General features: G+C 71.1%; 22 protein-coding genes. 12 read left to right on the top strand and 10 right to left on the bottom strand.

Annotated elements, in window-relative coordinates; all coding sequences use genetic code 11:
* The first annotated feature begins 569 nt into the window (after nucleotides 1-569).
* Nucleotides 570-1,064 carry a toxin-antitoxin system HicB family antitoxin gene (locus tag MRBLWH7_RS13370; protein WP_341995244.1) on the top strand — a complete coding sequence of 165 codons (495 nt, stop codon included), beginning with the start codon at nucleotides 570-572 and terminating at the stop codon, nucleotides 1,062-1,064.
* Complete coding sequence (locus tag MRBLWH7_RS13365; RefSeq protein ID WP_341995242.1) at nucleotides 1,064-1,924, top strand: DUF4097 family beta strand repeat-containing protein; 861 nt, start codon at nucleotides 1,064-1,066, stop codon at nucleotides 1,922-1,924. Before MRBLWH7_RS13370 ends, MRBLWH7_RS13365 begins: the two co-directional genes overlap by 1 nt.
* A gap of 102 nt (nucleotides 1,925-2,026) precedes the next feature.
* On the opposite strand, the gene sufU is transcribed toward MRBLWH7_RS13365, so the two are convergent.
* The 3 genes from sufU to MRBLWH7_RS13350 all read right to left on the bottom strand — a co-directional run bounded on the left by sufU (nucleotide 2,027) and on the right by MRBLWH7_RS13350 (nucleotide 5,885).
* Nucleotides 2,027-2,503 (bottom strand): Fe-S cluster assembly sulfur transfer protein SufU, encoded by a 477-nt coding sequence (gene sufU / locus MRBLWH7_RS13360; protein ID WP_341995241.1) that lies wholly within the window; start codon nucleotides 2,501-2,503, stop codon nucleotides 2,027-2,029.
* A complete protein-coding gene (locus MRBLWH7_RS13355; RefSeq protein WP_341995238.1) occupies nucleotides 2,500-3,801 on the bottom strand; it encodes a SufS family cysteine desulfurase in 1,302 nt (433 codons plus the stop codon). The genes sufU and MRBLWH7_RS13355 overlap by 4 nt, the downstream gene beginning before the upstream one ends.
* Before the next feature lie 71 nt (nucleotides 3,802-3,872).
* A complete protein-coding gene (locus MRBLWH7_RS13350) occupies nucleotides 3,873-5,885 on the bottom strand; it encodes an APC family permease (RefSeq protein WP_342002050.1) in 2,013 nt (670 codons plus the stop codon).
* 209 nt (nucleotides 5,886-6,094) lie between these two features.
* Between MRBLWH7_RS13350 and MRBLWH7_RS13345 the strand changes: the two genes are divergently transcribed.
* The 3 genes from MRBLWH7_RS13345 to MRBLWH7_RS13335 all read left to right on the top strand — a co-directional run bounded on the left by MRBLWH7_RS13345 (nucleotide 6,095) and on the right by MRBLWH7_RS13335 (nucleotide 8,469).
* Nucleotides 6,095-7,195, top strand: a complete 1,101-nt coding sequence (locus MRBLWH7_RS13345) for a VanZ family protein (RefSeq protein ID WP_341995236.1) — start codon at nucleotides 6,095-6,097, stop codon at nucleotides 7,193-7,195.
* 93 nt (nucleotides 7,196-7,288) lie between these two features.
* Nucleotides 7,289-7,993, top strand: a complete 705-nt coding sequence (locus MRBLWH7_RS13340) for a hemerythrin domain-containing protein (protein WP_341995234.1) — start codon at nucleotides 7,289-7,291, stop codon at nucleotides 7,991-7,993.
* 5 nt (nucleotides 7,994-7,998) lie between these two features.
* Nucleotides 7,999-8,469 (top strand): SRPBCC family protein, encoded by a 471-nt coding sequence (locus tag MRBLWH7_RS13335; RefSeq protein WP_341995232.1) that lies wholly within the window; start codon nucleotides 7,999-8,001, stop codon nucleotides 8,467-8,469.
* A gap of 68 nt (nucleotides 8,470-8,537) precedes the next feature.
* Here the strand turns inward: MRBLWH7_RS13335 and MRBLWH7_RS13330 are convergent, their stop codons facing one another.
* The 3 genes from MRBLWH7_RS13330 to MRBLWH7_RS13320 all read right to left on the bottom strand — a co-directional run bounded on the left by MRBLWH7_RS13330 (nucleotide 8,538) and on the right by MRBLWH7_RS13320 (nucleotide 12,705).
* A complete protein-coding gene (locus tag MRBLWH7_RS13330) occupies nucleotides 8,538-9,764 on the bottom strand; it encodes an amidohydrolase (protein ID WP_341995230.1) in 1,227 nt (408 codons plus the stop codon).
* 202 nt (nucleotides 9,765-9,966) lie between these two features.
* Nucleotides 9,967-10,986 carry a LacI family DNA-binding transcriptional regulator gene (locus MRBLWH7_RS13325; RefSeq protein WP_341995227.1) on the bottom strand — a complete coding sequence of 340 codons (1,020 nt, stop codon included), beginning with the start codon at nucleotides 10,984-10,986 and terminating at the stop codon, nucleotides 9,967-9,969.
* A 36-nt stretch (nucleotides 10,987-11,022) separates the two neighbouring features.
* Nucleotides 11,023-12,705: a glycoside hydrolase family 13 protein gene (locus MRBLWH7_RS13320; protein ID WP_341995225.1), complete on the bottom strand. Its 1,683-nt coding sequence runs from the start codon at nucleotides 12,703-12,705 to the stop codon at nucleotides 11,023-11,025.
* Nucleotides 12,706-12,778: 73 nt separating this feature from the next.
* On the opposite strand from MRBLWH7_RS13320, the gene MRBLWH7_RS13315 reads away from it, so the two are divergent.
* Nucleotides 12,779-13,297: an adenine phosphoribosyltransferase gene (locus MRBLWH7_RS13315; RefSeq protein ID WP_341995224.1), complete on the top strand. Its 519-nt coding sequence runs from the start codon at nucleotides 12,779-12,781 to the stop codon at nucleotides 13,295-13,297.
* Nucleotides 13,298-13,324: 27 nt separating this feature from the next.
* Here MRBLWH7_RS13315 and MRBLWH7_RS13310 read toward each other — a convergent pair whose 3' ends face one another.
* From MRBLWH7_RS13310 to uraD, 3 genes are all read right to left on the bottom strand, one after another.
* A complete protein-coding gene (locus MRBLWH7_RS13310) occupies nucleotides 13,325-13,924 on the bottom strand; it encodes a pyridoxamine 5'-phosphate oxidase family protein (RefSeq protein WP_341995221.1) in 600 nt (199 codons plus the stop codon).
* A 467-nt stretch (nucleotides 13,925-14,391) separates the two neighbouring features.
* Nucleotides 14,392-15,585, bottom strand: a complete 1,194-nt coding sequence (hpxO, locus tag MRBLWH7_RS13305; RefSeq protein WP_341995220.1) for an FAD-dependent urate hydroxylase HpxO — start codon at nucleotides 15,583-15,585, stop codon at nucleotides 14,392-14,394.
* Complete coding sequence (uraD, locus tag MRBLWH7_RS13300) at nucleotides 15,582-16,109, bottom strand: 2-oxo-4-hydroxy-4-carboxy-5-ureidoimidazoline decarboxylase (protein WP_341995218.1); 528 nt, start codon at nucleotides 16,107-16,109, stop codon at nucleotides 15,582-15,584. Before uraD ends, hpxO begins: the two co-directional genes overlap by 4 nt.
* Before the next feature lie 181 nt (nucleotides 16,110-16,290).
* On the opposite strand from uraD, the gene allB reads away from it, so the two are divergent.
* Nucleotides 16,291-17,694: an allantoinase AllB gene (gene allB, locus MRBLWH7_RS13295; protein WP_341995216.1), complete on the top strand. Its 1,404-nt coding sequence runs from the start codon at nucleotides 16,291-16,293 to the stop codon at nucleotides 17,692-17,694.
* A gap of 52 nt (nucleotides 17,695-17,746) precedes the next feature.
* Here allB and MRBLWH7_RS13290 read toward each other — a convergent pair whose 3' ends face one another.
* Nucleotides 17,747-18,469, bottom strand: coding sequence for an FCD domain-containing protein (locus tag MRBLWH7_RS13290; protein ID WP_341995214.1), 723 nt, complete (start codon nucleotides 18,467-18,469; stop codon nucleotides 17,747-17,749).
* A gap of 295 nt (nucleotides 18,470-18,764) precedes the next feature.
* On the opposite strand from MRBLWH7_RS13290, the gene MRBLWH7_RS13285 reads away from it, so the two are divergent.
* The 5 genes from MRBLWH7_RS13285 to MRBLWH7_RS13265 all read left to right on the top strand — a co-directional run bounded on the left by MRBLWH7_RS13285 (nucleotide 18,765) and on the right by MRBLWH7_RS13265 (nucleotide 25,407).
* Nucleotides 18,765-20,063: a dicarboxylate/amino acid:cation symporter gene (locus tag MRBLWH7_RS13285; RefSeq protein WP_341995212.1), complete on the top strand. Its 1,299-nt coding sequence runs from the start codon at nucleotides 18,765-18,767 to the stop codon at nucleotides 20,061-20,063.
* Between the two features lie 83 nt (nucleotides 20,064-20,146).
* The gene (locus tag MRBLWH7_RS13280) at nucleotides 20,147-21,244 is read left to right on the top strand and encodes an acetamidase/formamidase family protein (protein WP_341995211.1); all 1,098 of its coding nucleotides are present in this window, start codon (nucleotides 20,147-20,149) and stop codon (nucleotides 21,242-21,244) included.
* Nucleotides 21,237-22,862 carry an AtzH-like domain-containing protein gene (locus MRBLWH7_RS13275; protein ID WP_341995209.1) on the top strand — a complete coding sequence of 542 codons (1,626 nt, stop codon included), beginning with the start codon at nucleotides 21,237-21,239 and terminating at the stop codon, nucleotides 22,860-22,862. The genes MRBLWH7_RS13280 and MRBLWH7_RS13275 overlap by 8 nt, the downstream gene beginning before the upstream one ends.
* Complete coding sequence (locus tag MRBLWH7_RS13270) at nucleotides 22,859-24,091, top strand: alanine--glyoxylate aminotransferase family protein (RefSeq protein WP_341995207.1); 1,233 nt, start codon at nucleotides 22,859-22,861, stop codon at nucleotides 24,089-24,091. Before MRBLWH7_RS13275 ends, MRBLWH7_RS13270 begins: the two co-directional genes overlap by 4 nt.
* Nucleotides 24,088-25,407 (top strand): Zn-dependent hydrolase, encoded by a 1,320-nt coding sequence (locus MRBLWH7_RS13265; protein WP_341995205.1) that lies wholly within the window; start codon nucleotides 24,088-24,090, stop codon nucleotides 25,405-25,407. Before MRBLWH7_RS13270 ends, MRBLWH7_RS13265 begins: the two co-directional genes overlap by 4 nt.
* Nucleotides 25,408-25,423: the final 16 nt, after the last annotated feature.

Genomic DNA, 25,423 nt, shown 5'->3' with positions numbered 1-25,423 from the left:
CCGCCTTGGCGACGAGTCCGACGAGCGCGAACAGCGCGAGCGTCAGGGCGAGGTAGATGACATCGAGCACAGGGACTCCCGGTAGGTGCGTTGAGGTGCGCATTCGATGCAACTCGGGCACGGATGCTGCAGCCGCCGTCCTCACGGAATCCGAACGCCGCCCGGGCTGACGCTCACGGGTCCCTGACGTGTGCGCCGGGTGCGGCGCGTTTCGACTCGCTCGTGCCTCGCTCGCTCAACGACCGAGAAAGGTCAGAAGTGTCGCTCGTCGAGCGGAGGGCGGAGCGCGGCGCCTCGTTCGCTCGACGACCGAGAAATGGCCAGAAGTGTCGCTCGTTGGGCGGAGCGCGGCGCCTCGTTCGCTCGACGACCGAGAAAAGGCCAGAAGTGTCGCTCGTTGGGCGGAGGGCGGAGCGCGGCGCCTCGTTCGCTCGACGACCGGGAAAGGCCAGAAGTGCCGCTCGTTGAGCGGAGGGCGCTCTAGCGCCCGCAGTCGCAACGCCGGAGCGCGGCGCGCAGCGGCCGAGCGAGACGTTGACTTGACACCACACTGATGTCACTCTGACGTCATGCAGATCACCACGCATGTCGAGGAGCTTCAGCGCCAGCTCGCCGCGGCCGCGGCCCCCGAGACCGCCGAGGTGGTCGCTCGCCTCGCGGCGGCGCTGGAACCCGCGGCGCGGCTCGCGATCCTCGAGGCGCTGTCCGAGGCGGTAGGGGAGATCACGCGAGAGCTGGCGCCGGGGTCGGTGGACCTGCGTCTGCGCGGACGCGAGGTCGACTTCGTCGTCGCGCGCCACGAACCCGAGTCGGCGGTCGAGGCTGCCAGCAACCCCAGCGGTCCGGTCGTGCTCGCGGGCGCAGCATCCGACGATCCTGACGATGCCACCGCCCGCACCACGCTGCGCCTGCCCGACTCGCTCAAGGCACGTGCAGAGGCGGCGGCCGCAGCCGAGGGGCTCTCGCTCAACATGTGGCTCGTGCGCGCCGTCGCCGCCGCCGTCGAGCCCGCACCCCCGCCGGCCCGCGGCTCGAGCTCCGCGTACACAGGCTGGGTGCGCTGATGCCGACGTTCCCGGTGTCGGGTCCGGCGGCCGTGCGCATCGAACTGCAGATGGGCCGCATCGACGTCGTCGCCGAGCGCCGCCGCGACCTGTCCGTCGACGTCGCGCCCGCGAATCCGCATCGCGCGGGCGACCGCAGCGCGGCCGACGCCGTGCGCGTCACGCAGGCGGGGTCCGACCTGCGCATCGTCGGCCCGGTGCGGTTCAACCTCTTCGGGTCGGGCGACTCGGTCGACGTGTCGGTGCGCATCCCCACCGGTTCGGACGTCTCGCTCGCGCTCAAGTACGGCTCGATCCGCGTCGCAGGCGTCGTCGGCACCGCGCGCATCGCGCTGGACTACGGCGACGCCACCCTCGAGCGCACCGGCCGCGCCGATCTCGGCCTCGGCCACGGCGAGCTGCGCGTCGAGCACGTGCGCGGCGACGCCGATGTGGACATCAAATCCGGCCGTGCTCGCATCGGCATCGTCGACGGAGCCCTGCGCCTCAAGGGATCGGACGCCGGCATCGACGTCGGCTCCGTCTCGGGCGTCGCCGATATCGCGACGTCGAGCGGCGTCGTGCACCTGGGCGATCCCGGTCCCGCACTCACCGTTCGTTCGGCCTATGGCCCGGTGCGCATCGGCGACCTCAACGGCGGCACCGCGAGGGTGGAGGCGTCGTACGGGGCCGTCGACCTCGGCATCCGCTCAGGCACGGCCGCCTGGCTCGATGTGTCGAGCCGGCACGGCGTGGTCCGCAACGAGCTGGCGGCGGCCGCCGGTCCCGTCGAGGGGGAGGCATCGGTCGAGCTCTACGCGCGCGCCGGATACGGCGACATCACCGTGCACCGCACGCATCCGGTCGCGGGCGGGGATTGAGGATCGTCCGGCCCGGGGTTCGCTCGCAGACCCGGGGCGCTTCGACTCGCTCGTTCCTCGCTCGCTCAACGACCGGGCGCTGGGCGAGGCCGGCTCCGCCGTCTACGCGCGGGAGGCGGCGTCCTCGAACGCGACCCAGGCGAGCATCGCGCACTTCACGCGCGCGGTGAACTTCGAGACGCCCGAGAGGGCCGCAGCGTCGCCGAAGACCTCTTCATCCAGCGCGATCTCGCCACGTGAGCGCAGCGCTTCACGGAAGCCTTCGATGAGAGCGGATGCCTCGGCCCGCGGCATCCGTTCCTCCTCCTCGATCAGCGCGGCGAGCATGGACGCCGACGCCTGCGAAATGGAGCACCCCGCCCCGTCCCAGGTGACCTCGTCGACGGTCGTGCCGTCGTCGGACAGGCGCACGCGGAGGGTGATCTCGTCGCCGCAGATCGGGTTGCGCTGGAACGACGTGGCGACCCGCTGGCTATGAGCAACGCCTTCGGCGGCGGCCTCGGCGGCGAGGCCCTTGCCGTGCGGGCGCTTGGAATGGTCGAGGATGAGTTCCTGGTAGAGCGATTCGAGGCCGCTCATGCGCCGGCTCCGAAGAACGCGCGCACGCCCGAGAGGGCGTCGAGGAACACGTCGACGTCGTCGGCCGTGTTGTAGAGCTGGGTCGACGCGCGCACCGAGGCGGTGAGCCCGAACCGGCGGTGCAGCGGCTGCGCACAGTGGTGGCCGACGCGCACGGCCACGCCGCGCGCGTCGAGGAACTGGCCCACGTCGTGCGCGTGCACGCCGTCGACGTCGAACGCCCACAGCCCCACGCGCTCCGCGCCGGGCGCGTCGCCGAGCATGCGCACGCCGGGGATCGACCGCAGGCCCTCGCCCATGCGGGCCTCGAGCGCCTTCTCGTGCGCGTGCACGGCTTCCATTCCGACACCGTCGAGGTAGCGCGCGGCGGCCGCGAGTCCGATCGCCTGCGACACGGGCTGCGTGCCCGCCTCGAAGCGCTGGGGCGGCGGCAGGTACGACGCCTCGTCGAGCGTGACGGTGGTGATCATCGAGCCGCCGGTGAGGAACGGCGGCAGGGCCTCGAGAACGTCGGCGCGCCCGTACAGTCCGCCGACGCCGTAGGGACCGAGCATCTTGTGCCCCGAGAACACCGCGAGATCGACGCCGAGCGCGGGGAAGTCGAGCGGCAGGTGCGGCGCGGACTGGCACGCGTCGAGCACCGTCGTCGCGCCGGCCGCCTGCGCGAGTGCGACGAGCTCGGCGACCGGGTTCACGATGCCCAGCACGTTCGAGACGTGCGTGAACGCGACGATGCGCGTGCGCTCGCCGATGATGTCGGCCGCGGCAGCCATGTCGAGCGTTCCGTCGCCTTGGACGGGGATATGGCGCAGCGCGGCGCCGGTGCGGGCGGCCAGCTCCTGCCACGGGATGAGGTTGGCGTGGTGCTCGGTCTCGGTGATCACGATCTCGTCGCCGGGCCGCAGGGCGAAGCGTGAGCTCGCGGGTGCGCCGCGGCCGGCGCTCGCGTTGCCGATCGCATAGGCGACGAGGTTGAGACCGGTGGTCGCGCCGCTCGTCCACACCAGCTGCTCGGGGCGCGCGCCGACGAAGCCGGCGACCGTCGTGCGGGCGTCCTCGAAGAGCTCGGTCGCCTCGGCGGCGAGCGTGTGCGCCCCGCGGTGCACGGCGGAGTTCGCCCGCGTGAGGAAGTCGACCTCGGCGTCGATGACGGCCTGCGGCTTCTGGCTCGTCGCGCCCGAGTCGAGATAGACCAGCCGCTCGCCGTTCACGCGCTCGCCGAGGATCGGGAAGTCGGCTCGCAGTCGAGCGGCGTCCAGAGACGCGGCCTGGGAGGGTGCGGGTGCGGGAGAACTCACCTCTCCAGGCTACGCGGGATGCCGCCGCCCGGCGCCGGGTGCGCGTTCGGGTTCGCGCGCCCGGTGCCGCGTCAGGGCTTGGTCGTGATCGACGGCTCCGCGGCCTCCGCCTTCTCGGGCGGACCTGCGGGCCGGATGGCGCGGCGGCCGACACGATGGACCTCCGGGGCCGTGATGCGTCCGGCGCGGTCGTCGCCGGGCAGGGAGCGCGAGCGGCGCCCGTAGATGAGCTCCGACGAGTCGAGCAGCCAGGGCACGAGCGTGATCGAGACGCCGTGCACGAGCATGAGCTGCTGCGCGATGCGGCGGGCGCGCCGGTTGTGCAGGAGCGACTCCCACCAGTGGCCGACGATGTACTGCGGCAGGTAGACGGTGACCACCGCGGACCCGTGCTCCTCGCGGTACTTCTTCACGAACTCCGCGATGGGGCTCGCGTAGATGCGGTACGGCGACTCGATGATCTTGAGTGGAATCGGCATACGGTGCTCCCGCCATTCCGCCTCGAGGGCGGCCGCATCCTCCTTGGTCACGGAGACGTGCACCGCGAAGGTCTTGTCGTGCTTGGCCGCGAGGGCGTAGTCGACCGCCTTCACGACGGGCTTCTGCAGCTTGTTGACGAGGATGAGGGCGACGTCGCCGGTCGAGCCGAAGTGGAGGTGGTCGTCCATCGCGATCTCGTGGTCGACGTCGCGGTAGTACCGGTGCACGCCCACCATGAGGAACGACAGGATCGGGATCGCGAGGAACACGAGCCATGCGCCATGCGTGAATTTCGTGATGGTCACGATGACGAGGACGGATGCCGTCATCGTGGCGCCGAGCGAATTGATCACGAGCCCCTTGCGCAGCCCGAATAGTTCTGTGCGCGTCGAAGCGCTGCGGCGCGTGTCAGCCGGGAGACCGCTGATGCCCCGGATCCCCCGGATCCAATGCCGGATCATGCCGATCTGCCCGATCGTGAACGAGACGAACACGCCGATGATGTACAGCTGGATCAGGTTCGTGAGGTTCGCCTGGTAGACGATCAGCACGCCGATGGCGACGAGGCCCAGGATGATCATGCCGTTGGAGTACACCAGGCGGTCGCCGCGGGTGTTGAGCGCCTTCGGCGCGTAGCCGTCGCGCGCGAGCACCGAGCCGAGCAGGGGGAACCCGTTGAAGGCCGTGTTGGCTGCCAGCAGCAGCACCACCGCAGTCGCCCCCTGGATGATGAAGAACGGGATCGAGCTCATGCCGAACACCGCCGAAGACACCTGCGCCATGAGACTCGGCTGCGGGTGGGAGCAGTCGAAGCCGATGAGGTCGCAGGGGTTCTCGGCGTAATGCACGCCGGAGACGAGTGCGATCGCCGTGAGCCCCGCGAACAGCAGGATCGCGATGCCGCCCATCATGGCGAGGGTCGACTGGGCGTTGCGAACCTTCGGCTGGCGGAACGCCTGCACGCCGTTCGAGACGGCCTCGACGCCGGTGAGGGCCGAGCAGCCGCTCGAGAACGCGCGCAGCACGAGCAGGATGACGGCGGCCTGCGTGAGGCTCTCCGTCTGCACCTCGTACTGCGCGCTGGAGGCGACGGGCGGGTTGCCGGTGGCGATCTGGAAGAGTCCCACGACGATCATGACGCCGACCGAGCCGATGAAGATGTACGTCGGGATCGCGAACGCGCGGGACGCCTCGCGGACGCCGCGGAGGTTGACGATGACGATGAGGATGACGAAGCCCACTGCCAGCTCGACCCGCCAGGGGTTGAGGCCCGGAAGCGCCGAGATGATGTTGTCGACGCCGGACGCGACGGAGACCGCCACCGTGAGCACGTAGTCCACCAGCAGGGCTGACGCGACGATGACACCGGGGACCTCGCCGAGGTTCTTCCGCGCCACCTCGTAGTCGCCGCCGCCCGAGGGGTAGGCCTTGATGAGCTGCCGGTAGCTGATCACCACGACGATGAGCAGCACGATGACCGCGGCGGCGATCCAGGGGGCGAACGCGAGGAACGCGAGGCCTCCGGTGAGAAGGATCAGCAGCAGCTCCTGCGGGGCGTAGGCCACCGACGAGAGCGCGTCGGAGGCGAAGATGGGCAGCGCCATCTTCTTCGGGAGCAGGTGCTCGTCGGAGTCGGTGGTCGCGAGCGGGTCCCCCAGGATGAGGCGCTTGGCGATCGGCGTCTCATCCACTGACGGCTCGCGGGTTTCGTTCGTCACGGCCGGTAAGGCTACCCGCGGGCAGAACGTGCCGATGCATCCAGACGGCCATCCTCACGGAATCCATGCGGCTGCCTCTCTGGGACACTCGTACCGTGGAAGAGCAGATCCTCCTGGGTGTGCTCGCGATCACGCTCGGGCTGGTCGTGGGGGTGCTGCTCTTCGTCCCGTTCGTCGCGCTCAGCTACCGCCGTCGGGGCGGATTCGGCGTCGGGCGCTTCTTGATGTGGGGCGCCGCGCTCGTCTATGCGATGGCCATCTGGATCTACACGCTCCTGCCCCTGCCCGACCCCGACACCATCGCCTGTGCGGGCGTGAACATCGACGTGACCGCGATCGCCGACGACCTGCGCGGCGCCGTCGTGCGTCGCGGGAGCGGCTTCGCGGCCGACCCGGCGGTGCTGCAGCTGCTGCTCAACGTCCTGCTGTTCGTGCCGCTCGGATTCTTCCTGCGCGTTCTGGGCGGGCGCGGGGTGATCACGGCGCTCGTCGTGGGCGTCGCGCTGTCGGGCTTCGTCGAGATCACCCAGCTCACCGGGGTCTGGGGCCTCTACCCCTGCGCCTACCGCGTGTTCGACGTCGACGACCTGCTCACGAACACCCTGGGCGCGGTGCTCGGCTCGCTGCTCGCGCTCGCCGTGCCGCGCCGCCATCGCGGGTCGCCCCGCCTCCCCGACGCGGACCAGCCGCAGCCGGTCACGCGCGGCCGGCGCCTTCTCGGCATGCTGTGCGACGGGCTCGCGGCCTGGGTGCTGAGCCTCAGCGTCGTGGTCGCGGTGCAGCTCCTGCTCTACCTGCTCGGCGCCGACGCGGCGGTGCGCGACGGCTCGGCGGCGAGCCTCGTCGGCTCCGCCGTGCCGATCGTCGTGTGGCTCGTCGTCACGCTCGCGACCGGCGGCACCATCGGCGACCACGCCGTGCAGCTGCGCTTCACCGGCGGCCCGCTCCCGGTGGGGCTCGCGCGCTTCCTGCGGTTCGCCGCCGGCATCGGCGGCTACCTCCTGCTCAACGCGCTTCCGGGCGCCTGGGCGTTCGTCGCGTCCGTCTTCGCGGTGGTCTCGGTCCTGCTGGCGTTCACGACGACCGGGCGTCGCGGCCTCCCGGGTCTCGCGTCGGGCCAACGGCTGTCCGACGCGAGGGAGCTGGACGAACCGGCGGGAGAAGCGGCCGGTGCGGCGGACGCGCCCCCGGAGTAGACTCCGGCTGATCACCGCCTGGGGTCGTCACCGTCGACGAGGTGCGGGGATCGGGGGTGCGATATGACCACGAGACTGCCCTCGTCCGGATCCATGCCAGACGGGCAGGAACCCGGATGCGACACGTCGGGACTGATCCTCGTGCACAGGATCTTCCGCTGGCTCTACCGAGAGCTGCCGCAGCTCGTCCGCGGTGTCCCGCCGGGCGACGTCGAGCGCGCCGCCGTCGTCGGCCGGTATGCGCACCTCGACTTCTACGCGCTGCACATGCACCACCACACCGAGGACGTCGCGCTGTGGGACAAGCTGGTCTCGCGGGACCCGGGCTGCGCGCTGCACGTCGACCAGATGCGTGCCCAGCACGCTGAGGTCGCCTCCCAGCTCGCCCGGATCGAGCCGCAGCTCGACCCCTGGCTCCGGACCGCGGATGCCGGGCTCCGCGATGCCTTCGCCCGCGACATCGAGCATCTCCGCGACACGCTCCTGGTGCACCTGGGGCAGGAGGAGGACGACATCCTCCCGGTGGCAGGCGCCGTCCTCTCCCAGCAGGAGTGGGACTGGATGGAGGAGCACACGCGCGCGGAGCTCATGGCGCACCGCAAGGAGCTGGGGAAGGACATCATGTCCCTGCAGCTCGGTCTGCTGGTCGCGAGCGTGCCCGAGGGCGAGCGCGACGAGTGGATGCGCGCGAACGTGCCCGCGCCCATCCGGCTGCTGTATCTGCTGCTCATGAAGCGGCAGTACGACCGCGCGATGCGGGAGCTCTACCCCGATCGCCCCGTGCCGGCCATGGTGTGACGGCCATGTGGCGACAAGTGACGCTCGACGTGCACCTCGACCACCCGCCCGCCCGCGTGTTCCCGTACTTCGCCGACCCCGGCACCTGGCCGGACTGGGCGCCCGCCGTGGAGATGCGGCGGCGGGTCGGCGACGGACCGCCGAGCGTCGGCAGCCGCTGGTCGGCGATCGACCGCATCATCGGCCCGTTCCGCGTCCGATTCGAGGACGTGCTCGAGGTCGTCGAGCCGGAGGCACGGGTCGTCTGGCACTCCACATCGCCGTGGAACTCGCGCGTCGAGTACGCGTGCGTACCCGAGGGCGGCGGCACCCGCGTTCTCGCGGACTACGGGGGCGATGTCGCGGGGTGGCTGCGACTGGTCGCCCTGCTGCCGACGTTCGTGCTGGCGCGGATCCTCATGCGCGACTTCACCGGCCTGCAGCGGCTGCTGGACGCCGAAGACGCCCGGGCGGGGGCCGTCGCCGAACCCGCCTGACCGCTCGCGCCGGCAGGCGAGAAGGCCGGACGGGACGGATGCTGCGGCCCGCAGCATCCGTCTTGCCTCTACGCCGTCGGCTCGGCGAGGAACTCGCGCGCGGCGACCACGAGTGCTTCGACGCCGCGGCTCAGCGTGGGCTGGAGCACCGGGGCGAAGAACGGCGAGTGGTTGGTCGGGATGTCGCGCTCGACCGTGCCCGCCGCGAACGCCTCCGCGAACTTCTGCGGATCCACGCCGCCCCAGAACCAGAAGACCAGCGGCACGCCGGCCTCGCGGGCGAACCACGACACGTCCTCGCTGCCGGTGAACATGCCGGGGTCGATGACCGTCCCCTCGCCGAACGCCGCGTCGAACGCGAGGACCAGGCGGGCGGTCGCGTGCACGTCATTGATGGTCGGGGGAAGCGTGTGGTCGGTGACGATGACGGGCGGCTCCTCCGCGCCCGAGGCCTGCGCCTCGGCTCGCACGATGCGCTCGACCTTCTCGAGCACGCGGGCGCGGGCCGCGTCGTCGGGGTAGCGCAGGCTCAGCTCGAGCTTCGCCTCGGCCGGGATGATGTTGTTCTTGAGGCCTGCATGGATCGAGCCGACGGTGACGACCGCGACGTCGCGGGGGTCGACTTCGCGCGACACGATGGTCTGCAGGCGCATGACGGTGGCCGCAGCCATGACGACCGGGTCGATCGTCGCCTGCGGGCGCGAGCCGTGACCGCCGCGGCCGAGCAGAGTGACCGTGATGCCGTCGGACGCCGCCATCTGCGTGCCGCTGCGCACTCCGATGGTGCCGGCGGGGAGCGGGGTGACGTGCTGCCCGAGCACGATGTCGGGCTTCGGGAAGCGGTCGAGCACGCCATCGGCGATCATCGCCTGCGAGCCCGCGCCGTGCTCCTCGGCGGGCTGGAAGACGGCGACGATCGTGCCCGACCACTCGTCCTTCGTGGCCACGAGGCGCTCGAGGGCGCCGAGGAGCGCCGTCACGTGCATGTCGTGGCCGCACGCGTGCATGACCGGCACGTCGCTGCCGGCGGGGTCTGTGCCCCGCGCCGTGCTCGCGTACTCGAGACCGGTCTGCTCGGGAACGGGCAGGGCGTCCATGTCCGCCCGCAGCCACACGACGGGGCCTTCGCCGTTGCGGATCACGCCGGCGACGCCGGTCTTGCCGATCCCCTCCTCGAACTCGATGCCGAGCCCTGTCAGGTGCTGTGCGATCACCCCCGCTGTGCGGGTCTCCTGGAAGGACAGTTCCGGATGCCGGTGCAGATCGACGTAGATCGCTTCGAGGTCGAGGGTCATGCGGTCGAGCCTACGCGGCGGCCGGGTTCGAGGCGTTTCGAGGTCGCGCGCCAGAGCGCGCTCCGCTCAACGACCGGCGCTTGGGCTTCTCCCGGTCGTTGAGCGAGCGAGTCGGAACGCCCGCCGCCTGGGCTTCTGCCGCTCGTGGAGCGAGCGAGGAACGAGCGAGTCGAAACGCCCTGGACGCGGCGACGACCTCGAGCTATTGGGGGAGGCGGGCTGTCGAGCCCCGCACGATGAGTTCGAAGGGCAGCTCACCCGGCCGGTGCGTCGGGGTTTCGGCATCCGTCGACTCCAGCGCTTCGAGAATGGCGTCGGCGGCGCGCTCGCCCTGGCCGAGGGGGAACTGGTCGACCGTGGTGAGGCGGAAGAACTCACCGAGCTCGTGGCCGTCGATGCCGATGACCGAGAGGTCTTCGGGCACCCGGTAGCCGAGTTCGCGGGCGGCCAGAAGCGCCCCGATCGCCATCTCGTCGGATGCTGCGAAGATCGCGGTCGGCCGGCTGCCGGGCTTGCCCATCAGCTGTTTCGCGGCGCGGAACCCGCCCTCGATGGTGAAGTCGGCGGGCTCGAACAGCGACGGGCTGACCTCGATGCCCGCGTCGGCCAGAGCCAGCTCGAAGCCCTGCCGGCGCTGCGTCGGGATGTGGAAGTCGATGTCGAACTCGGGGCTCGCCCCGATGTGCGCGATCCGGCGGTGGCCGAGCGCGAGCAGGTGCTCGGTGGCCAGGCGCGCCACGGCGACGTCATCGACCGTCAGAGTCGTGAGCAGCGGGTTCGGGCCGCCGATCGCGATCACCGGCAGATCGAGCTCGACGAGTCGCTCGGTCTCCTCCTGGCCCAGCTCGAGCGAGATCGCGATGACCCCGTCGACGCGCTGGCGCCGGAGGAACGTGTCGAAGACGTCGTGGCGCTCGCCGAGGTCGGCGGTGAGGCTGTACAGCGTGATGTCGTAGCCCCGACGCATCAGCGCCGACGCGATGCCGCTCAGCACGGTGGAGAAGAACCACCGGTCGAGGAAGGGCACCAGCACGCCGATGTTGCGCGTGCGCCCCGAGGCGAGGCTCGAGGCCGACGCCGACACGACGTAGCCGAGGCTCTTGGCGGCCTCCTCGACCTTCGCCTTCGCTCCGGCCGAGACGTGGCCGCGCCCGCTCAGCGCGCGCGAGACGGTCGCCGTCGAGACGCCGGCCGCGCGCGCGACCTCGTCGATGCTGACCACGTCGTCACCGTACCTTCTTGTCGCTCAGCGCGGGTGTCAGGCGGTCTCGAGCCAGACCGTCGTGTCGCCCGGGAGCTCCCCGTCAGCGAGCGGACCGCTCGACGCGATCACGATACCGCCCGCAAGCGCGATCGGCGTGGATCCGGTGTTCGCGATGACCGTGACATTCCCGTTGCGGAATGCCACAGCATCCGTTCCGTATCCGTCGATCCACTCCAGCGAACCCGCGCCCAGCGAGCGTGCCCGGCGCTCGGCGAGCAGCGCACGGTACAGCTCGAGCGTGGAGCCTTCGACACCTGTCTGCGCGTCGCGCGCGAGCGTCGCCCACTCCGCGGGCTGCGGCAGCCACGACGCACCGCTCTGGTTGAAGCCGTAGGCCGGGGCATCCGCGTTCCACGGGATCGGCACGCGGCAGCCGTCGCGGCCGTACCGCTCGCCGTTCGTGCGGAACCACGTCGGGTCCTGACGGGCGTCGCCGGGGATGTCGATGACCTCGGGCAGGCCGAGCTCCTCGCCCTGGTAGAGGTACGCCGAGCCGGGAAGGGCCAGCATGAGGGCGGTCGCCGCGCGGGCGCGGGCGAGCCCCACCTCGGGGATCGGCTGTCCGGGAGAGTCCGGGCCGATGCCGTGACCCTGCGGGTTCTCGGCGGTCAGTGCGAGGCGTGACGCGTGACGCACCACGTCGTGGTTGGAGAGCACCCACGTCGAGGGCGCACCGACGCCGGGGAACGCGCGCAGCGACACGTCGATGACCTCGCGGAGATCGGCGGCGTTCCATTCGGTCGACAGGTAGGGGAAGTTGAAGGCCTGGTGCATCTCGTCGGGGCGCACCCACTGCGCGGTGCGCTCCGCGGTCGGCAGCCACGCCTCGGCGGCGAGGGCGCGGTGGCCCTCGTACTCCTCGAGGATCTTGCGCCAGTCGCGGTACACCTCGTGCACGGCGTCCTGGCCCCAGTACGGCACGTTCGCCTCTTCGCCGCCCATCGAGCCGGCCTCGGGGTCCGGGATGTAGTCCGGAAGCCCCTCCGCCTTCACGAGGCCGTGGGCGACGTCGACGCGGAAGCCGTCGACCCCGCGGTCGAGCCAGAAGCGCAGGATGCGGCGGAACTCCTCGCGCACCTCCTCGTTCGACCAGTCGAAGTCGGGCTGGGACGAGTCGAAGAGGTGCAAATACCACTGGCCGGGCTCGCCGTCGGCCTCGACGACGCGAGTCCATGCCGGGCCGCCGAAGACGGACTCCCAGTTGTTCGGGGGCAGCTCGCCGTTCCTGCCCTTTCCGTCGCGGAACATGTACCGCGCCCGCTCGGCGCTGTGGGGGGCCGAGGCGAGGGCCTGCTGGAACCACTCGTGCTGGTCGGACGAGTGGTTCGGGACGAGATCGACGATGACACGGATGCTGCGCTCATGCGCCGCGGCGAGCATGTCGTCGAAGTCGGCGAGCGTGCCGAACAGCGGGTCGACGTCGCAGTAGTCGCTGACGTCGTAGCCGGCATCCTTCTGGGGCGAGCGCTGGAACGGGCTCAGCCAGATGGCGTCGATGCCGAGGTGCGCCAGGTCGTCGAGGTGCGAGGTGATGCCCGGGAGGTCGCCGATGCCGTCGCCCGAGGCGTCCGCGAAGGAGCGGGGGTAGATCTGGTAGATGACGGCGGTGCGCCACCACTCGTCGCCGACGGGGGTGAGGAACGCGTCCGTGCGCTCGAGCGTCTCTGCGGAAGTCATCCGGTCAGCATACTGCAAGCGCTTACACTCCTCGTAACGAATGACATGCAGGGCTCGGGCGTAGGGTTGGCGGGTGCTCTCCGAAGCCCTCACGCGCGCCGAATCCCTCATCCGCACGATCCCGGATTACCCGGAACCGGGTGTGCAGTTCCGCGACATCACGCCCCTGCTGGCGGATGCCTCGGCCGTCCGCACCGTCATCCACGCGATGATCGCCCCGTTCGAGGGGTCTTTCGACGTCGTCGCCGGGGTCGAGGCGCGCGGGTTCCTGCTCGCGGGCGCCGTGGCGATGGAGGCCGGCGTAGGCCTGGTGCCCATCCGCAAAGCGGGCAAGCTGCCTCTGCCCGCGGCATCCGTCACCTACTCGCTCGAATACGGCACGGCCACGATCGAGGCGCACGACGACATCGCCGGCGGCACCCGGGTGCTCCTTGTCGACGACGTGCTCGCCACCGGCGGCACGCTCGTCGCGGCCCACGAACTCGTCGAGACGCTGGGCGGGGTCGTGGTGGGCACCGCGGTGCTGATGGAGCTGACGGCCCTCAACGGCCGCGAGGTCGTCGGCGACGTGCACACGGTCTTCACCGCCTGACGTCATCCCTGCCGTCGGCATCCGCGGTCACCCGTCGGAGCGCGGTCCGGGGAGCGTGTCCTGCGGGCCGGTGCGGGGCGTGAAATGCGGGATGGGCTCCGGCCGCTCGGCCCGTGGCTGGTGCGACGGCTCTGGCGCGGTCGACAGCGTCGCGTCGCCCTCGAAAGCGCTGAGGGGGTCCCTGCGGCTCGCGTGCTGAGGGAATCGCCGGCCCGACACAGTGTTCGCCACGACCTTCATCACGAAGAACTTCGCGGTCGGGCTCCACGACGCGAGCTGACGGATCCCGCTGTCGCGGATCTCATCGTCGCGGGTGACGCGCTCGGCCCTGCCGCGGATCACCACGCTCCAGTAGTGGTCGTCGTCGGTGGCACCGTCGACCTCGAAGGCCACCATCGGGTGCTGTGCGATATGGAGGAGCTTCGCGTCGCGCGCCGTGCGGATGTACAGCGCTCCCTCGTGGGCCAGATAGTTGACCGGGAAGATGTCGGGCGCGCCATCGGCATTGTCGACCGCGAGCCGGCCGAGTTCAGCGGTCTCCAGGTACTCCCAGCACGCCGACGCGGAGAGCCGCTCCACCCTCGGGGGCGGCTCTGCACTCGGGGAATCGCTCGGAGAATCGTTCATCGCATCACACCTTCCTTCCCTTCGGGTGTACCCCAGTGCGAAGAAGATGTGAAGAGCCCGAAGGCCCACGCGTTTCCGGGGACGAACCCGACCGGCCTTCGGGCCGGAGGCGCGCGAGTGAGGTCTCTCGGGGTATTGCGGTCCTGTTTCACCACGTGAACTCTCGGCGACGACTTCGTCGACTCCCTGTTGTCCGCGCGAATGCGCTTCTATCGTCGATCCACCGCAACGGAGCGCACATGTGCGAGTCGGATCCGCAAAGCCACGGCCCAGGCGCACCCGGAGGAGCGGGTGTCGCGCATCCGGGGACCTGCCAGTGTTCGACGAGGAGGCGGAGGCAGTGCGCGAGCGCCCTCTGCCGGAGGACGGCGGCGGGCACCCGGACACCGGACACCGGGGCCCCGCCGCCGTGAAGACGATGACCTGCTGTGGGGGAGCGGGGACCGGGTTCAGAGGGCGCGGGTGCGTCAGAGCACCCCGGCGCCCAGGTTGATGGGGCTGCCCTCGATGTTGCCGACGATCCCACGGATGATGCCGGCGCCGTCGGCGCCACGCAGGCTCTCGTACCAGGCGGCCGTAGCGTCGGGGTCATAGCCGTGGGTCTCGTCGCCGCGCTTGCGCGCGCGCAGCACGAGTTCCCCGGCACGGTCGGTGCGGCTGCGTTCGTAGCGTCGGAGGGTGTCTTCGACGCTCACCGTGTTGGTGGCCACGGCGATGGCGAGGGCGAAGGTGTCTTCCAGCGCCGAGCAGGCGCCCTGCCCGATGTCGGGCGCGGTGTTGTGTGCGGCGTCCCCGAGGATCGCGACCCGGCCGCGCGCCCATGTGTGGAACGGGTCGATGTCCCAGATCTCCACGCGGTTGAGCGAGACCTCCGGATCGATGGCCCCGAGCAGCGCCTGCACACCCGGCGCCCAGCCTGTGAACGCCTCCACGAGGGGTGCGATGCCGTCGCTGGGCTCATAGGGCAGGCCGGCCGGCTGCGGCACGTCGAACCAGAAGTAGAAGCGGTCGCCCTCGACGGGCATGACGGCGGCGCGCTTGCCCTCGGCGACGTAGGTGGTCCACTGGTCTGCGGGGCCGATGCGCGGGTCCGCGGGGATGAGCCCGTTGAAGTTGGTGTACCCCGAGTAGGTGCGCTCGATGCGGCGGATGTGCTCGCCGCCGCGGGTGACGTAGTCGCGCGTGATCGAGCGGGCTCCGTCCGCGCCGATGAGCATGTCGGCGGTGTCGGTCGAGCCGTCGGCGAAGGTCGCGGTGACGGTGCGGCCGTCGTCCGAGACGGCGACCATCTGCATCCCGAGATGGATGCGCTCCATGCCGAACGTGCGCATCAGCAGCGCCTGCAGGTCCGCGCGCGCCACCGGGTACGGACGCTGGCCGGTCTGCCGCGTCACGGGGTCGAGACTGAAGCGGCACAGCTGCTCGCCGCTGTGCCCGTCGAGGTACGCCATGTGGTCCATCCGGCCGCCGAGCGCCGCGACCTCGCGACCGAGGCCGAGCCAGTTGAGCACCTTGACACCGTTCGACCACAGCGACAACGCCGCGCCGACCGGCTTGTTCTCGCGCATCCTGTCGTAGATCACGACCTCGTGACCGAGGTTCTTGAGGGCGATGCCCGCGCTCGTGCCGCCGATCCCGGCCCCGATGATCAAGATCTTCACGCTGCAGCTCCTTCGTCCTCGTCGTGACCGTCGTGGATCGCGGCGCGAAGCCGGAGCAGTGCGATCTCGGCGAGCTGGCCCAACGCCTGGGCGGCCTCGGTCTCGTCGTCACCCCGGAGCCGGCGCTCGAGCTCGGCGAGCATCTCCTCGGGAGACCGGCCTGCCGCGCGGATGAGGAACACCCGCCCGAACCGCCGCTCGTAGGCCGCGTTGCCGGCGGCGATCCGTCCGGCGACATCGGCGGCGGCATCCGTCATCGACGCCTGTTCGCGACGGGATGCCGCAGCCTCCGCGCCCGCGCCCGCGGGCTTCTCGCCGATCCGGGGGTGGTGCGCGAGAGCCGCGTCGAGGTCGGCGCGGGTCCACCCGGCGGCGAGGTCGGCGGCGCGGGAGGCGAGCGCGTCGACAGACGCATACGCACGCCCCGCGACGACGGCATCGACCCACGCGGGGATCGCCGCCCACACCGCGACGAGCGCGCAGGCGGACGCTGTGTCCAGCTCGTTGAACTCTTCGATTCTCACGTCGATCCCCTCGCTCCGGACGCTACCGGTGTGCCGTTCGGTGGGCATTTCGACGTTGTGACGAGCGTGTGACCGCCGCGCGGCTCACGCCGGGTGTGCGCGATTCACACCCCTGAAACCCGAAGGCATCGCTTCGGGAACAGATGTGGGGGATGCTGGCGCCACGACGGAAGGAGTCCTGATGACCCAGGTGAGCACTCGCCGAGGCGCGAGCGGCCGCGTCCGCGCGGCGCAGGCGTGGATCGAGGGCGCGTTCCGGCCCGCCGACGTCGAGTTCGAGCACGGCGTCATCACCGGCATCTCCACACCGGGTTCGGTGATGCGCGGCACGACGATCGTGCCCGACGACGCGGTCCTGCTCCCCGGGCTCGTCGATTCGCACGTCCACGTGAACGAGCCGGGTCGCACCGAGTGGGAGGGTTTCCGTTCGGCGACGCTCGCGGCGGCCGCCGGCGGCGTCACGACGATCGTCGACATGCCCCTCAACTCCGTGCCGCCGACCACGACCGTCGAAGCCCTCGAGATCAAGCGGGCGGCAGCGGCGGCATCCGCTCACGTCGATGTCGGGTTCTGGGGTGGTGCGGTGCCCCAGAACCTCGGGGCGCTGCGCCGGCTGCACGAGGCGGGTGTGTACGGGTTCAAGTGCTTCCTGTCGCCGTCGGGGGTGGACGAGTTCGGGCACCTCGACCGCGCGCAGCTAGCCGCAGCGATGGACGAGGTCGCCGCGCTCGGCTCGCGCCTGATCGTGCACGCCGAAGACCCCGCCCTGCTGCACGACTCTCCCGGCGGCGCGCTCGGCCCTGAGTACGGCGCGTTCCTCGCGAGCCGGCCGGCCGCGAGTGAGGCCTCGGCGATCGATGCCGTCATCGCCGAAGCGCGTCGCACCGGCGCGCGTGCCCACATCCTCCACCTGAGCGACGCCCATTCGCTGACGGCCATCCGCGCCGCTAAGGCCGAGGGCGTCGCGCTGACCGTCGAGACGTGCCCCCATTACCTGACCATCGCCGCGGAGGAGATCCCCGACGGCGCGGCCGAGTTCAAATGCTGCCCGCCGATCCGCGACGCATCCAACCGTGACCTGCTGTGGGAGGGTGTCGTCGACGGCGCCATCGACGCGATCGTGAGCGACCACTCCCCGTCGACCGTCGACCTGAAGCGGTCGAGCGGCGGCGACTTCGGGCTCGCCTGGGGTGGCATCGCAGGGCTGCAGGTCGGCCTGTCGGCGGTGTGGACCGAGGCTCGTCACCGCGGCATCCGTCTCGAGCGCATCCTGCCGCTGTACACGACAGGCCCCGCCGCGGTGGCGGGGATCGAGGGCGCGGGGGCCATCGCCGTGGGCGCGCCCGCCCACCTCACGGTCTTCGGTGTCGATGACCCGTTCGAGGTGCACGCCGACGAGCTGCTGCACAAGAACCCGATCACCGCGTACGACTCGCGCGTGCTCACGGGGCGCGTACGGCGCACGTGGCTTGCGGGCAGACCGGTCTACGACGTCACCGAGGGCGGACCCGGTGAGTCCCCGCGCTTCCGCGGGCGGCCTGCCGGCAGGCTGCTGCGTGCGGAGTGGTTCACGGCCAGCGGATGACGCGTGCCCCCGGCGGACGCGACGCAGTCGCTTCCCGCGGCATCAGGCGGGATCAGGCGAGATCAGGCGTCCCCGCCCGGACCGCTTCGATGACCTCGGCGATCTCGTCGAGATGCACGCGCATGGCGGCCTCGGCCGCATCGCCATCGTGCGCCGCGAGGGCGCGCAGGATCCGCCCGTGCCCGGCGGACGACAGCCGGCGTCCCTGATCCTCCAGATGCGAGTACACCCGCGCCTCCACGGTCCAGGCGACGGTCAGCTCGCTCAGCGACGCCAGAAGCGCATTCCGGGTCGCGCGAGCCACCGCGACGTGGAACGCGACGTCCAGGCGGACCGATTCGTCCGCGTCGGGAGCCGCCTCGGACTGGCGCAGCAGCTCGGTCAGCGCTCCGATCTCGTCCGCCTGGATCCGGCCCGCGGCGAGCCGGGCGATCTGCGGCTCGACGACCGTGCGCAGCTCGGCCGAGTCGTGGAACCGGGCGGCATCCTGTTCTAGGTGCGCCGTGAAAGTGCTGGTCAAGGGGAGATTCGCGGACACGCGTGTGCCGCGGCCCTGCCGTCGGTCGAGCAGCCCGAGCAGCTCGAGGCGCAGCAGCGCCTCGCGCAGAGCGTTGCGCGAGACTCCGAGGTCGGCGGCGAGACTGCGTTCCGGGGCGAGCCGTTCGCCGGGCGCGAGCATGCCTGTGACGATGAGACGCTGCAGATGACGAACAACGTCGTCGGCGACCGTCCCGCCCTCCCGGGCGAGCGGACCGAGCTGCAGGCGGTCGGTCACGGTTGCCCTCCAGACTGGCCACGGGCGGGGTGGACGCAGCGCGACCCCCTCGGCTGCCACCCCAGTCTGGCATGTCCGGATGCGCGTGCCGCGCGAGGCACGTGGTCACGCCCGGTAGGACCAATTGCCCAGCGATCGTCATGTCGATACGTAACCATCACGTTTCAGAGGGCCGCAGCCGTGTAAAAACCGCGTTACGGTCCTACCAATCTGACTTCTTCGCGAACCGAAGCTCCTTAGCCTGGTCGCACCCCGCGTCCGAGCGTGCTCTGACGTCAAGCGAAATGGAGCCGATATGAAGACAGTGAAGCACCCGGCGTTCCAGATCGGCGTCGCTGCGATCCTGGGAATCGTGTTCGGCCTGATCGTGGGCGAGTGGGCAGCCAACCTCAAGTTCATCGGCGACCTGTTCATCCGGCTGATCCAGATGGCCATCGTGCCGCTGGTCATGTCGTCTGTCATCGTGGCGACCGGCTCGATGACCGGGTCGGGCATGGGAAAGCTGGCCTTCCGCACGTTCAAGTGGATGATCGGCTTCTCGATCGTGGCCGCGATCATCGCGTGGGGGATCAGCGTCGTGATCCAGCCCGGCGCGGGAATCGACTTCTCCGGTGCGGTGGATCCGACGCTCGAGGACGCCGCCGGCGAGACCGCCGGCTGGCAGGACACCCTCCTCAACTTCGTCTCGACGAACATCTTCGCGGCCATGTCGACCGCGACCATGGTGCCGATCATTATCTTCTCGCTGCTGTTCGGCGTCGCCCTGAACGCCTACATCGCGAAGACGGGCAACCGGCTGGTTCTCGAGTTCTTCGACTCGATCCAGCAGGTGGTGCTGACGATGATCCGCTTCGTGATGCTCATCGCACCGATCGGCGTGTTCTGCCTGCTGGCGAATCTCGCCGGCACCGTCGGATTCGGGGTCATCACGAGCGCCCTCAAGTACCTCGGGTCGACGCTCGTCGGCGTGCTGATCGTCTTCGCCCTCTTCGTCCTGGTCGTGTGGCTGCGTACCGGCCTGAACCCGGCACGACTTCCCAGCAAGCTCGCCGATCAGACCCTGATCGCCATCACCACGACGAGCTCGGCCGTCACCTTCCCGACCGTGCTGCGGTCCGCTGTCGAGAAGGTCGGCGTGAGCCAGACCGTCGCCAACTTCACGCTCTCGGTCGGATTGACCATGGGCTCCTACGGTGCGGTGCTCAACTACATGATCGTGGTCATGTTCCTCGCTCAGTCGGGCGGCATGACTCTCGACGTCGGCACGATCGTCCTGGGCATGGCTCTCGCCATCCTTCTGAACATGGGCACCATCACTGTGCCGGGCGGCTTCCCCGTCGTCGCGATGTTCCTCGCGACCTCGCTGGGACTGCCCTTCGAGGCAGTCGGGCTGCTCATCGCGGTCGACTGGTTCGCCGGAATCTTCCGCACCTTCCTCAACGTCAATGGCGACACCTTCGTGGCCATGCTCGTCGCGAACGCCAGCAACGAGATCGACCGTGACGTCTACGACGGCAAGAAGTCCGTGACGACGGACTCGGTCGACCTCGACGAGCTGCAAGCCCAGTTCGAGAAGGCGGATGCTGCCGACTGATGCGTCCGAGATTCGCAGAGCCGGACACGGTGCCGCGGGCGACGGAAGATGCCTTTGCGGCGGCAGCCGGGTTGACTGGAGCCGTGCATACCCCATTCCCGATTCTGCAACCGCACACCGGCTCCACCCCGGGCGACCACTACCTCCCGGCGACGCCCGCCACGGTGATGTGGGGGCGGCTGCCCTGTCGGACGGATGCCCCGGCCCTCACGATCGCGCCGGGTGAGACCGTCACGATCGACACGGTGAGCCACGAGGGCATCCTCGAAGACCAGGGCAAGGATCCGCTGGCGTTCTTCGGAGCACACGGTGTGGACCCGGCATCCGTGCTGGAGGATGCTGTGGAGATCGCCACCGCGCTCTCACGGGACCCGGCGGCCGACGGGCCCCATATCGTCACGGGCCCGATCCACGTCGCCGGCGCAGCCCCGGGAGACCTGCTGAAGATCACCGTGGAACAGCTCGCCCCCCGCGTTCCCTACGGCGTCATCTCGAACCGTCACGGCAAGGGCGCGCTGCCGGGCGAGCTGCCTCGGGGGAGCGCGAACGTCAGCGTCTTCGCCCCCGTCGAGCACCGCGACACCGGGCTGGTCGGCGTGCTGCCGCTCGTCGACGGAGGCGATCGGATCGTGGAGTTCCCGCTCGCGCCGTTCCTCGGCACCATGGGCGTGGCCGTCGACTCCGACGACCGGCCGCACTCGGTGCCGCCCGGCGAGCACGGCGGCAACATCGACATCAAGCTGCTCGTCGAGGGCGCCGTGCTCTACCTGCCGGTGCAGGTCGAGGGGGCGCTCGCGTACGTCGGCGACCCGCACTTCGCCCAGGGCGACGGCGAGGTCGCGCTCACCGCGCTCGAGGCATCGCTGCGCGCCACGCTGCGATTCGACGTGGTGCCGCGCGACGAGGCGCTCGCCGCGTTCGGCGAGCTCGCCGGACCGCTCGTGCGCACCGACGAGTACCTGGTTCCGACCGGGCTCGACCCCGACCTGGGCGAGGCGATGCGCAAGGCGGTCCGTGCGGCGCTGGCCCTGCTGCAGGCACGGTACGGCATGGACGAGCACCTCGCCTACGCCTACCTCTCCGCGGCGACCGACTTCGACATCTCGCAGGTCGTCGACATCGTGTGCGGTGTCCATGCGCGCATCCGCGAGGCGGATTTCGGGGCGGTGACCCGTGGCTGAGGCATCCGTTCCCGCCGATCTGCTCGCGGCGTTCGAGCGCTACGAGGCGGCCATCGTCGCCGATGACATCGCGGTGCTCGACGACAGTTTCGCGCCGGGGCCCGACACCCTGCGCGGCGACGGGGCCGGGCTGCTCGTCGGCCACGACGCCATCTCGGCCTTCCGGGGCACGCGGGGCGGGGTCGCGCCGCGCACGATCGAGCGCATCGAGTACCGTCCGGTGGGGACGGATGCTGCGCTCCTGGTTTCCGTGTCACGCTACGCCGGCGGCGGGCGGGGCCTGCAGACGCAGCTGTGGCAGCGGATCGACGGCGCGTGGCGCATCACCGCGGCCCACGTCACTCCGCGCGCGCAGCCGCTCGACCGCACCGTCTGGCGTACCGTCGGCGACCCCCTGTTCCAGGGCGCATGGGAGGGCTCACTCGCGGGGCTCACCGTCGCTGTCAAAGACCTCTTCGCCATCAAGGGCTACCGGATCGGCGCGGGCAATCCGGTCTACCTCGACAGCGCCCGCCCCGAGACGACGACCGCGCCCGCCGTCTCGGATCTGCTGCGCGGCGGGGCGTCGCTGCGCGGCATCGCCCGCACCGACGAGTTCGCATACTCCATTGCGGGCGACAACGCGCACTACGGCACGCCGCCGAACGGCGCACTGCCGGGCGCCCTCCCGGGCGGATCGTCGAGCGGACCCGCCACTGCCGTCGCGACCGGCCAGGCCGACATCGGCCTCGCGACCGATACCGCCGGATCGGTGCGCGTTCCCGCGTCGTACCAGGGGCTGTGGGGCCTGCGGACGACCCACGGGCTGGTCCCGCGCCAGGGGATGCTGCCGCTCGCGCAGTCGTTCGACACCGTGGGGTGGCTCACCCGTGACGGCGACACACTCCAGCGTGTGGCCGACTGGTGCCTGAGCTACGACGGGTCGGACGCGTCGGCGGCGTCCGACGAGGACGATCCCGGCCGCGGGAGGTGGGGCGAGTCGGGCGAAGACCTGCCGTGGCGGTTCGCCGTGCCCGACGAGGCGCTCGACGCGGCGGAGCCGACGACACGCGACGCCTTCGAGACGCTGCTCGGCGCCCTCGCCGCAGGCCCGGATGCCCCGGCGATCGACCGTGTGTCGCTCGGTGACCTCGACGACTACCTCGTCCCGTTCCGCGCCGTGCAGGCGGCCGAGGCGTGGCGCAACAACGGCGCCTGGCTGCACGCCCACCCCGGAGCTGTCGGCCCTGCGATCGCCGAGCGGTTCCGCGCCGCCGCCGCGGTGACCGCCGAGGACGAGGCATCCGCCCGCTCGCTCCTCGCCCCGCTCCGCGACCTCGTGCGCGACCGGGTGCGCGGTGCCGTGCTGCTGCTTCCGACCGCACCGGGTGCGGCGCCCGCGAGAGGGCTCGCCGGTGAGCGGATCGACGCCGTGCGCACCGCGACCCTGCGCATGACGACGCCGGCGGCGGTGGCGGGTCTTCCGGCCCTGTCGGCACCGCTGCTCACCGTGCCGTCTCCGCTGGGGCCCGCCCCGGTGGGCGTGTGCCTCGTCTCGCGCGAGGGCACCGACATCGCGCTGGTGCGCCTCGCGCGCCGGCTCGCCGACCGACTTTCCGCTTCTGGAGTGAACCGATGACCCTTTTCCCCGGCCCGATCGACCCGCCTGCCCGCCTCTTGATGGGCCCGGGGCCGATCTCGGCGTATCCGAGCGTGCTGCGGGCGATGTCCGCGCCGCTCGTGGGGCAGTACGACCCGTTCATGACGGCGACGATGGCCGAGACGCAGCAGCTGTACCGGGGCGTGTGGGGCACGGCCAACGACGCGACGCTGCTGATCGACGGCACGTCGCGCGCCGGGATCGAGGCGGCGCTGATCTCGCTGATCCGGCCCGGGGACCGCGTCCTGGTGCCGGTGTTCGGCAGGTTCGGACACCTGCTCGCCGAGATCGCCGAGCGGGCGCTGGCCGAGGTGCACACGATCGAGACCACGTGGGGACAGGTCTTCCCGGTGTCGGTGATCGAAGAGGCCATCGTGCGGGTGAAGCCGACGCTGCTCGCGCTCGTGCAGGGCGACACTTCGACGACGATGAACCAGCCGCTCGACGAGGTGGGCGCGGTGTGCGCGAAGCACGGCGTGCTGTTCTACACCGACGCCACGGCGTCGCTCGGCGGCAACGCGTTCGAGGCCGACGAATGGGGGGTGGATGCCGCGACCGCGGGCCTGCAGAAGTGCCTGGGTGGCCCGTCGGGGTCGGCGCCGATCACGCTGTCGGACCGCGCCTTCGAGGTGGTGCGGTCGCGGTCGCGCATCGAGGCGGGCATCCGCGAGGACGGCGACGCGTCGGCGGCCGACTTCGTGCGCTCGAACTACTTCGACCTCGGCATGATCCTGGACTACTGGGGGCCGCGGCGCCTCAACCATCACACCGAGGCGACCTCGATGCTCTACGCCGCGCGGGAGTGCGCGCGCGTGCTGCTGCTGGAGGGCCGCGATGTCGTCATCGAGCGGCACCGGGTCGCCGGGGCGGCGATGCTCGCCGGGGTGCAGGGACTCGGCCTCGAGGTGTTCGGCGACCTCGGGCACAAGATGAACAACGTCGTGGCGGTCGAGATCCCTGCCGGGGTACCGGGCGACGCCGCGCGGGCCGCGCTGCTCGAGGACTTCGGCATCGAGATCGGCACGTCGTTCGGCCCGCTGCACGGGCGGGTCTGGCGCATCGGCACGATGGGCTACAACGCCCGCCAGGACGCGGTGCTCACCACCCTTGCCGCCCTCGAGGCCGTGCTGCGGCGCTTCGGCGCGACGGTCCCCGCGGGCGGGGGGACGGATGCCGCGACCGACGTCTACCGGGCGGCGCGCGCGTGACGGCCCTCCTGGCCGGCATCGACCGCGACCGCATCGCGCTCGCCGCGCGCCGGGTGATGGCGCGCTGCGACGAGCTGGCGCGCATCTCGGCGACACCGGGATCGATCGAGCGGGTCTACCTCTCGCCCGAGCACGCGCGCGTCAACCGGCTCGCTGCCGAGTGGATGCGCGAGGCCGGCATGACCACCCGGCAGGACGCGGTGGGCAACCAGCTCGGCCGCATCGATCGCGCGGCGCCAGGTGGCGCGCCCGATCCCGACGCCCCCGCGCTGCTTCTCGGCTCGCACCTCGACACCGTGCCCGACGCCGGCCGGTTCGACGGGATCGTGGGGGTGCTGATGGCCCTCGAGGTGGTGCGGCTGCTGCGGTCGCCCGCACCCCGGGACGAGGCATCCGTCGTCCCCTTGCCCTTCGCGCTCGAGATCGTCGCGTTCTCGGACGAGGAGGGCACCCGGTTCGGCAAGGCGCTGCTCGGTTCATCGGCGGTGGCGGGGCAGTGGAACGACGACTGGTGGGCGCTGGCGGATGCTGACGGCATGACGCTGCGCGAGGCGTTCCTGGAGTTCGGGCTCGACCCCGGACGCGTGGCCGAGGCCGCGAGGCGCCCCGACGAGCTGGTCGGCTATCTCGAGGCGCACATCGAGCAGGGGCCCGAGCTTGACGACCGGGGCGAGTCGCTCGCGGTGGTGTCGTCCATCGCGTCGGCGCGACGGTTCCAGCTCACGGTCGAGGGCGAGGCGCGGCACGCCGGGGGCACGCCGTACGACCGGCGTCGCGACGCGCTGCTCGGCGCATCCGAGGCGGCGCTCGCCGTCGAGCGCATCTGCCGCGGCGAGCACCACATCATCGGCACCGTCGGGCAGCTCGAGGCGTACCCCGGCGCCGTCAACGTCGTAGCCGGCGAGGCCCGCCTGTCGCTCGACCTGCGCGGCGAGTTCGACGGCGAGCGCGACCGGGTGTGGCTCGCGATCGAGCGCGAGCTCGACGAGATCATGGGGCGCCGGGGGCTGCGCTGGCGCGCCCGCGAGGTGCACAGAGCACCGGCCGTCTTCTGCGAGCCGGTGCTGCAGGACGTCGTGCGGGAGGGCATCGCGTCGACACTGCCCGCCGGCGCGGACGACCCGCTGGTGATCTTCAGCCGCGCCGGACACGACGGGATGGCCATCGGCGCGCTGACCGGGGTCGGCATGCTGTTCCTGCGCAATCCCGACGGCATCAGCCACCACCCGGACGAGGCCGTGTCGGCGGGCGACGTCGCCCGCGGCATCCAGGCGCTCGCCGAGTCCGTGCTGCAGCTCGCCGCGGACCGCGCGTGACATCGAGGCGCCGGCG

The organism is Microbacterium sp. LWH7-1.2 (assembly GCF_038397755.1).
GTDB lineage: Bacteria > Actinomycetota > Actinomycetes > Actinomycetales > Microbacteriaceae > Microbacterium.
Note: the sequence above shows the minus strand (reverse complement) of the source record. Positions and strands in the feature narration are given on the sequence as shown.

Excerpts from the sequence above, each read along its gene's own strand:
- sufU (WP_341995241.1), bottom strand. The coding sequence starts at position 2,503 with ATGAGCGGCCTCGAATCGCTCTACCAGGAACTCATCCTCGACCATTCC.
- allB (WP_341995216.1), top strand. The coding sequence starts at position 16,291 with ATGACCCAGGTGAGCACTCGCCGAGGCGCGAGCGGCCGCGTCCGCGCG.
- MRBLWH7_RS13335 (WP_341995232.1), top strand. The coding sequence starts at position 7,999 with ATGTGGCGACAAGTGACGCTCGACGTGCACCTCGACCACCCGCCCGCC.
- MRBLWH7_RS13365 (WP_341995242.1), top strand. The coding sequence starts at position 1,064 with ATGCCGACGTTCCCGGTGTCGGGTCCGGCGGCCGTGCGCATCGAACTG.
- MRBLWH7_RS13350 (WP_342002050.1), bottom strand. The coding sequence starts at position 5,885 with ATGGCGCTGCCCATCTTCGCCTCCGACGCGCTCTCGTCGGTGGCCTAC.
- MRBLWH7_RS13320 (WP_341995225.1), bottom strand. The coding sequence starts at position 12,705 with ATGACTTCCGCAGAGACGCTCGAGCGCACGGACGCGTTCCTCACCCCC.
- MRBLWH7_RS13285 (WP_341995212.1), top strand. The coding sequence starts at position 18,765 with ATGAAGACAGTGAAGCACCCGGCGTTCCAGATCGGCGTCGCTGCGATC.
- MRBLWH7_RS13270 (WP_341995207.1), top strand. The coding sequence starts at position 22,859 with ATGACCCTTTTCCCCGGCCCGATCGACCCGCCTGCCCGCCTCTTGATG.
- MRBLWH7_RS13370 (WP_341995244.1), top strand. The coding sequence starts at position 570 with ATGCAGATCACCACGCATGTCGAGGAGCTTCAGCGCCAGCTCGCCGCG.
- MRBLWH7_RS13340 (WP_341995234.1), top strand. The coding sequence starts at position 7,289 with ATGCCAGACGGGCAGGAACCCGGATGCGACACGTCGGGACTGATCCTC.
- MRBLWH7_RS13330 (WP_341995230.1), bottom strand. The coding sequence starts at position 9,764 with ATGACCCTCGACCTCGAAGCGATCTACGTCGATCTGCACCGGCATCCG.
- MRBLWH7_RS13310 (WP_341995221.1), bottom strand. The coding sequence starts at position 13,924 with ATGAACGATTCTCCGAGCGATTCCCCGAGTGCAGAGCCGCCCCCGAGG.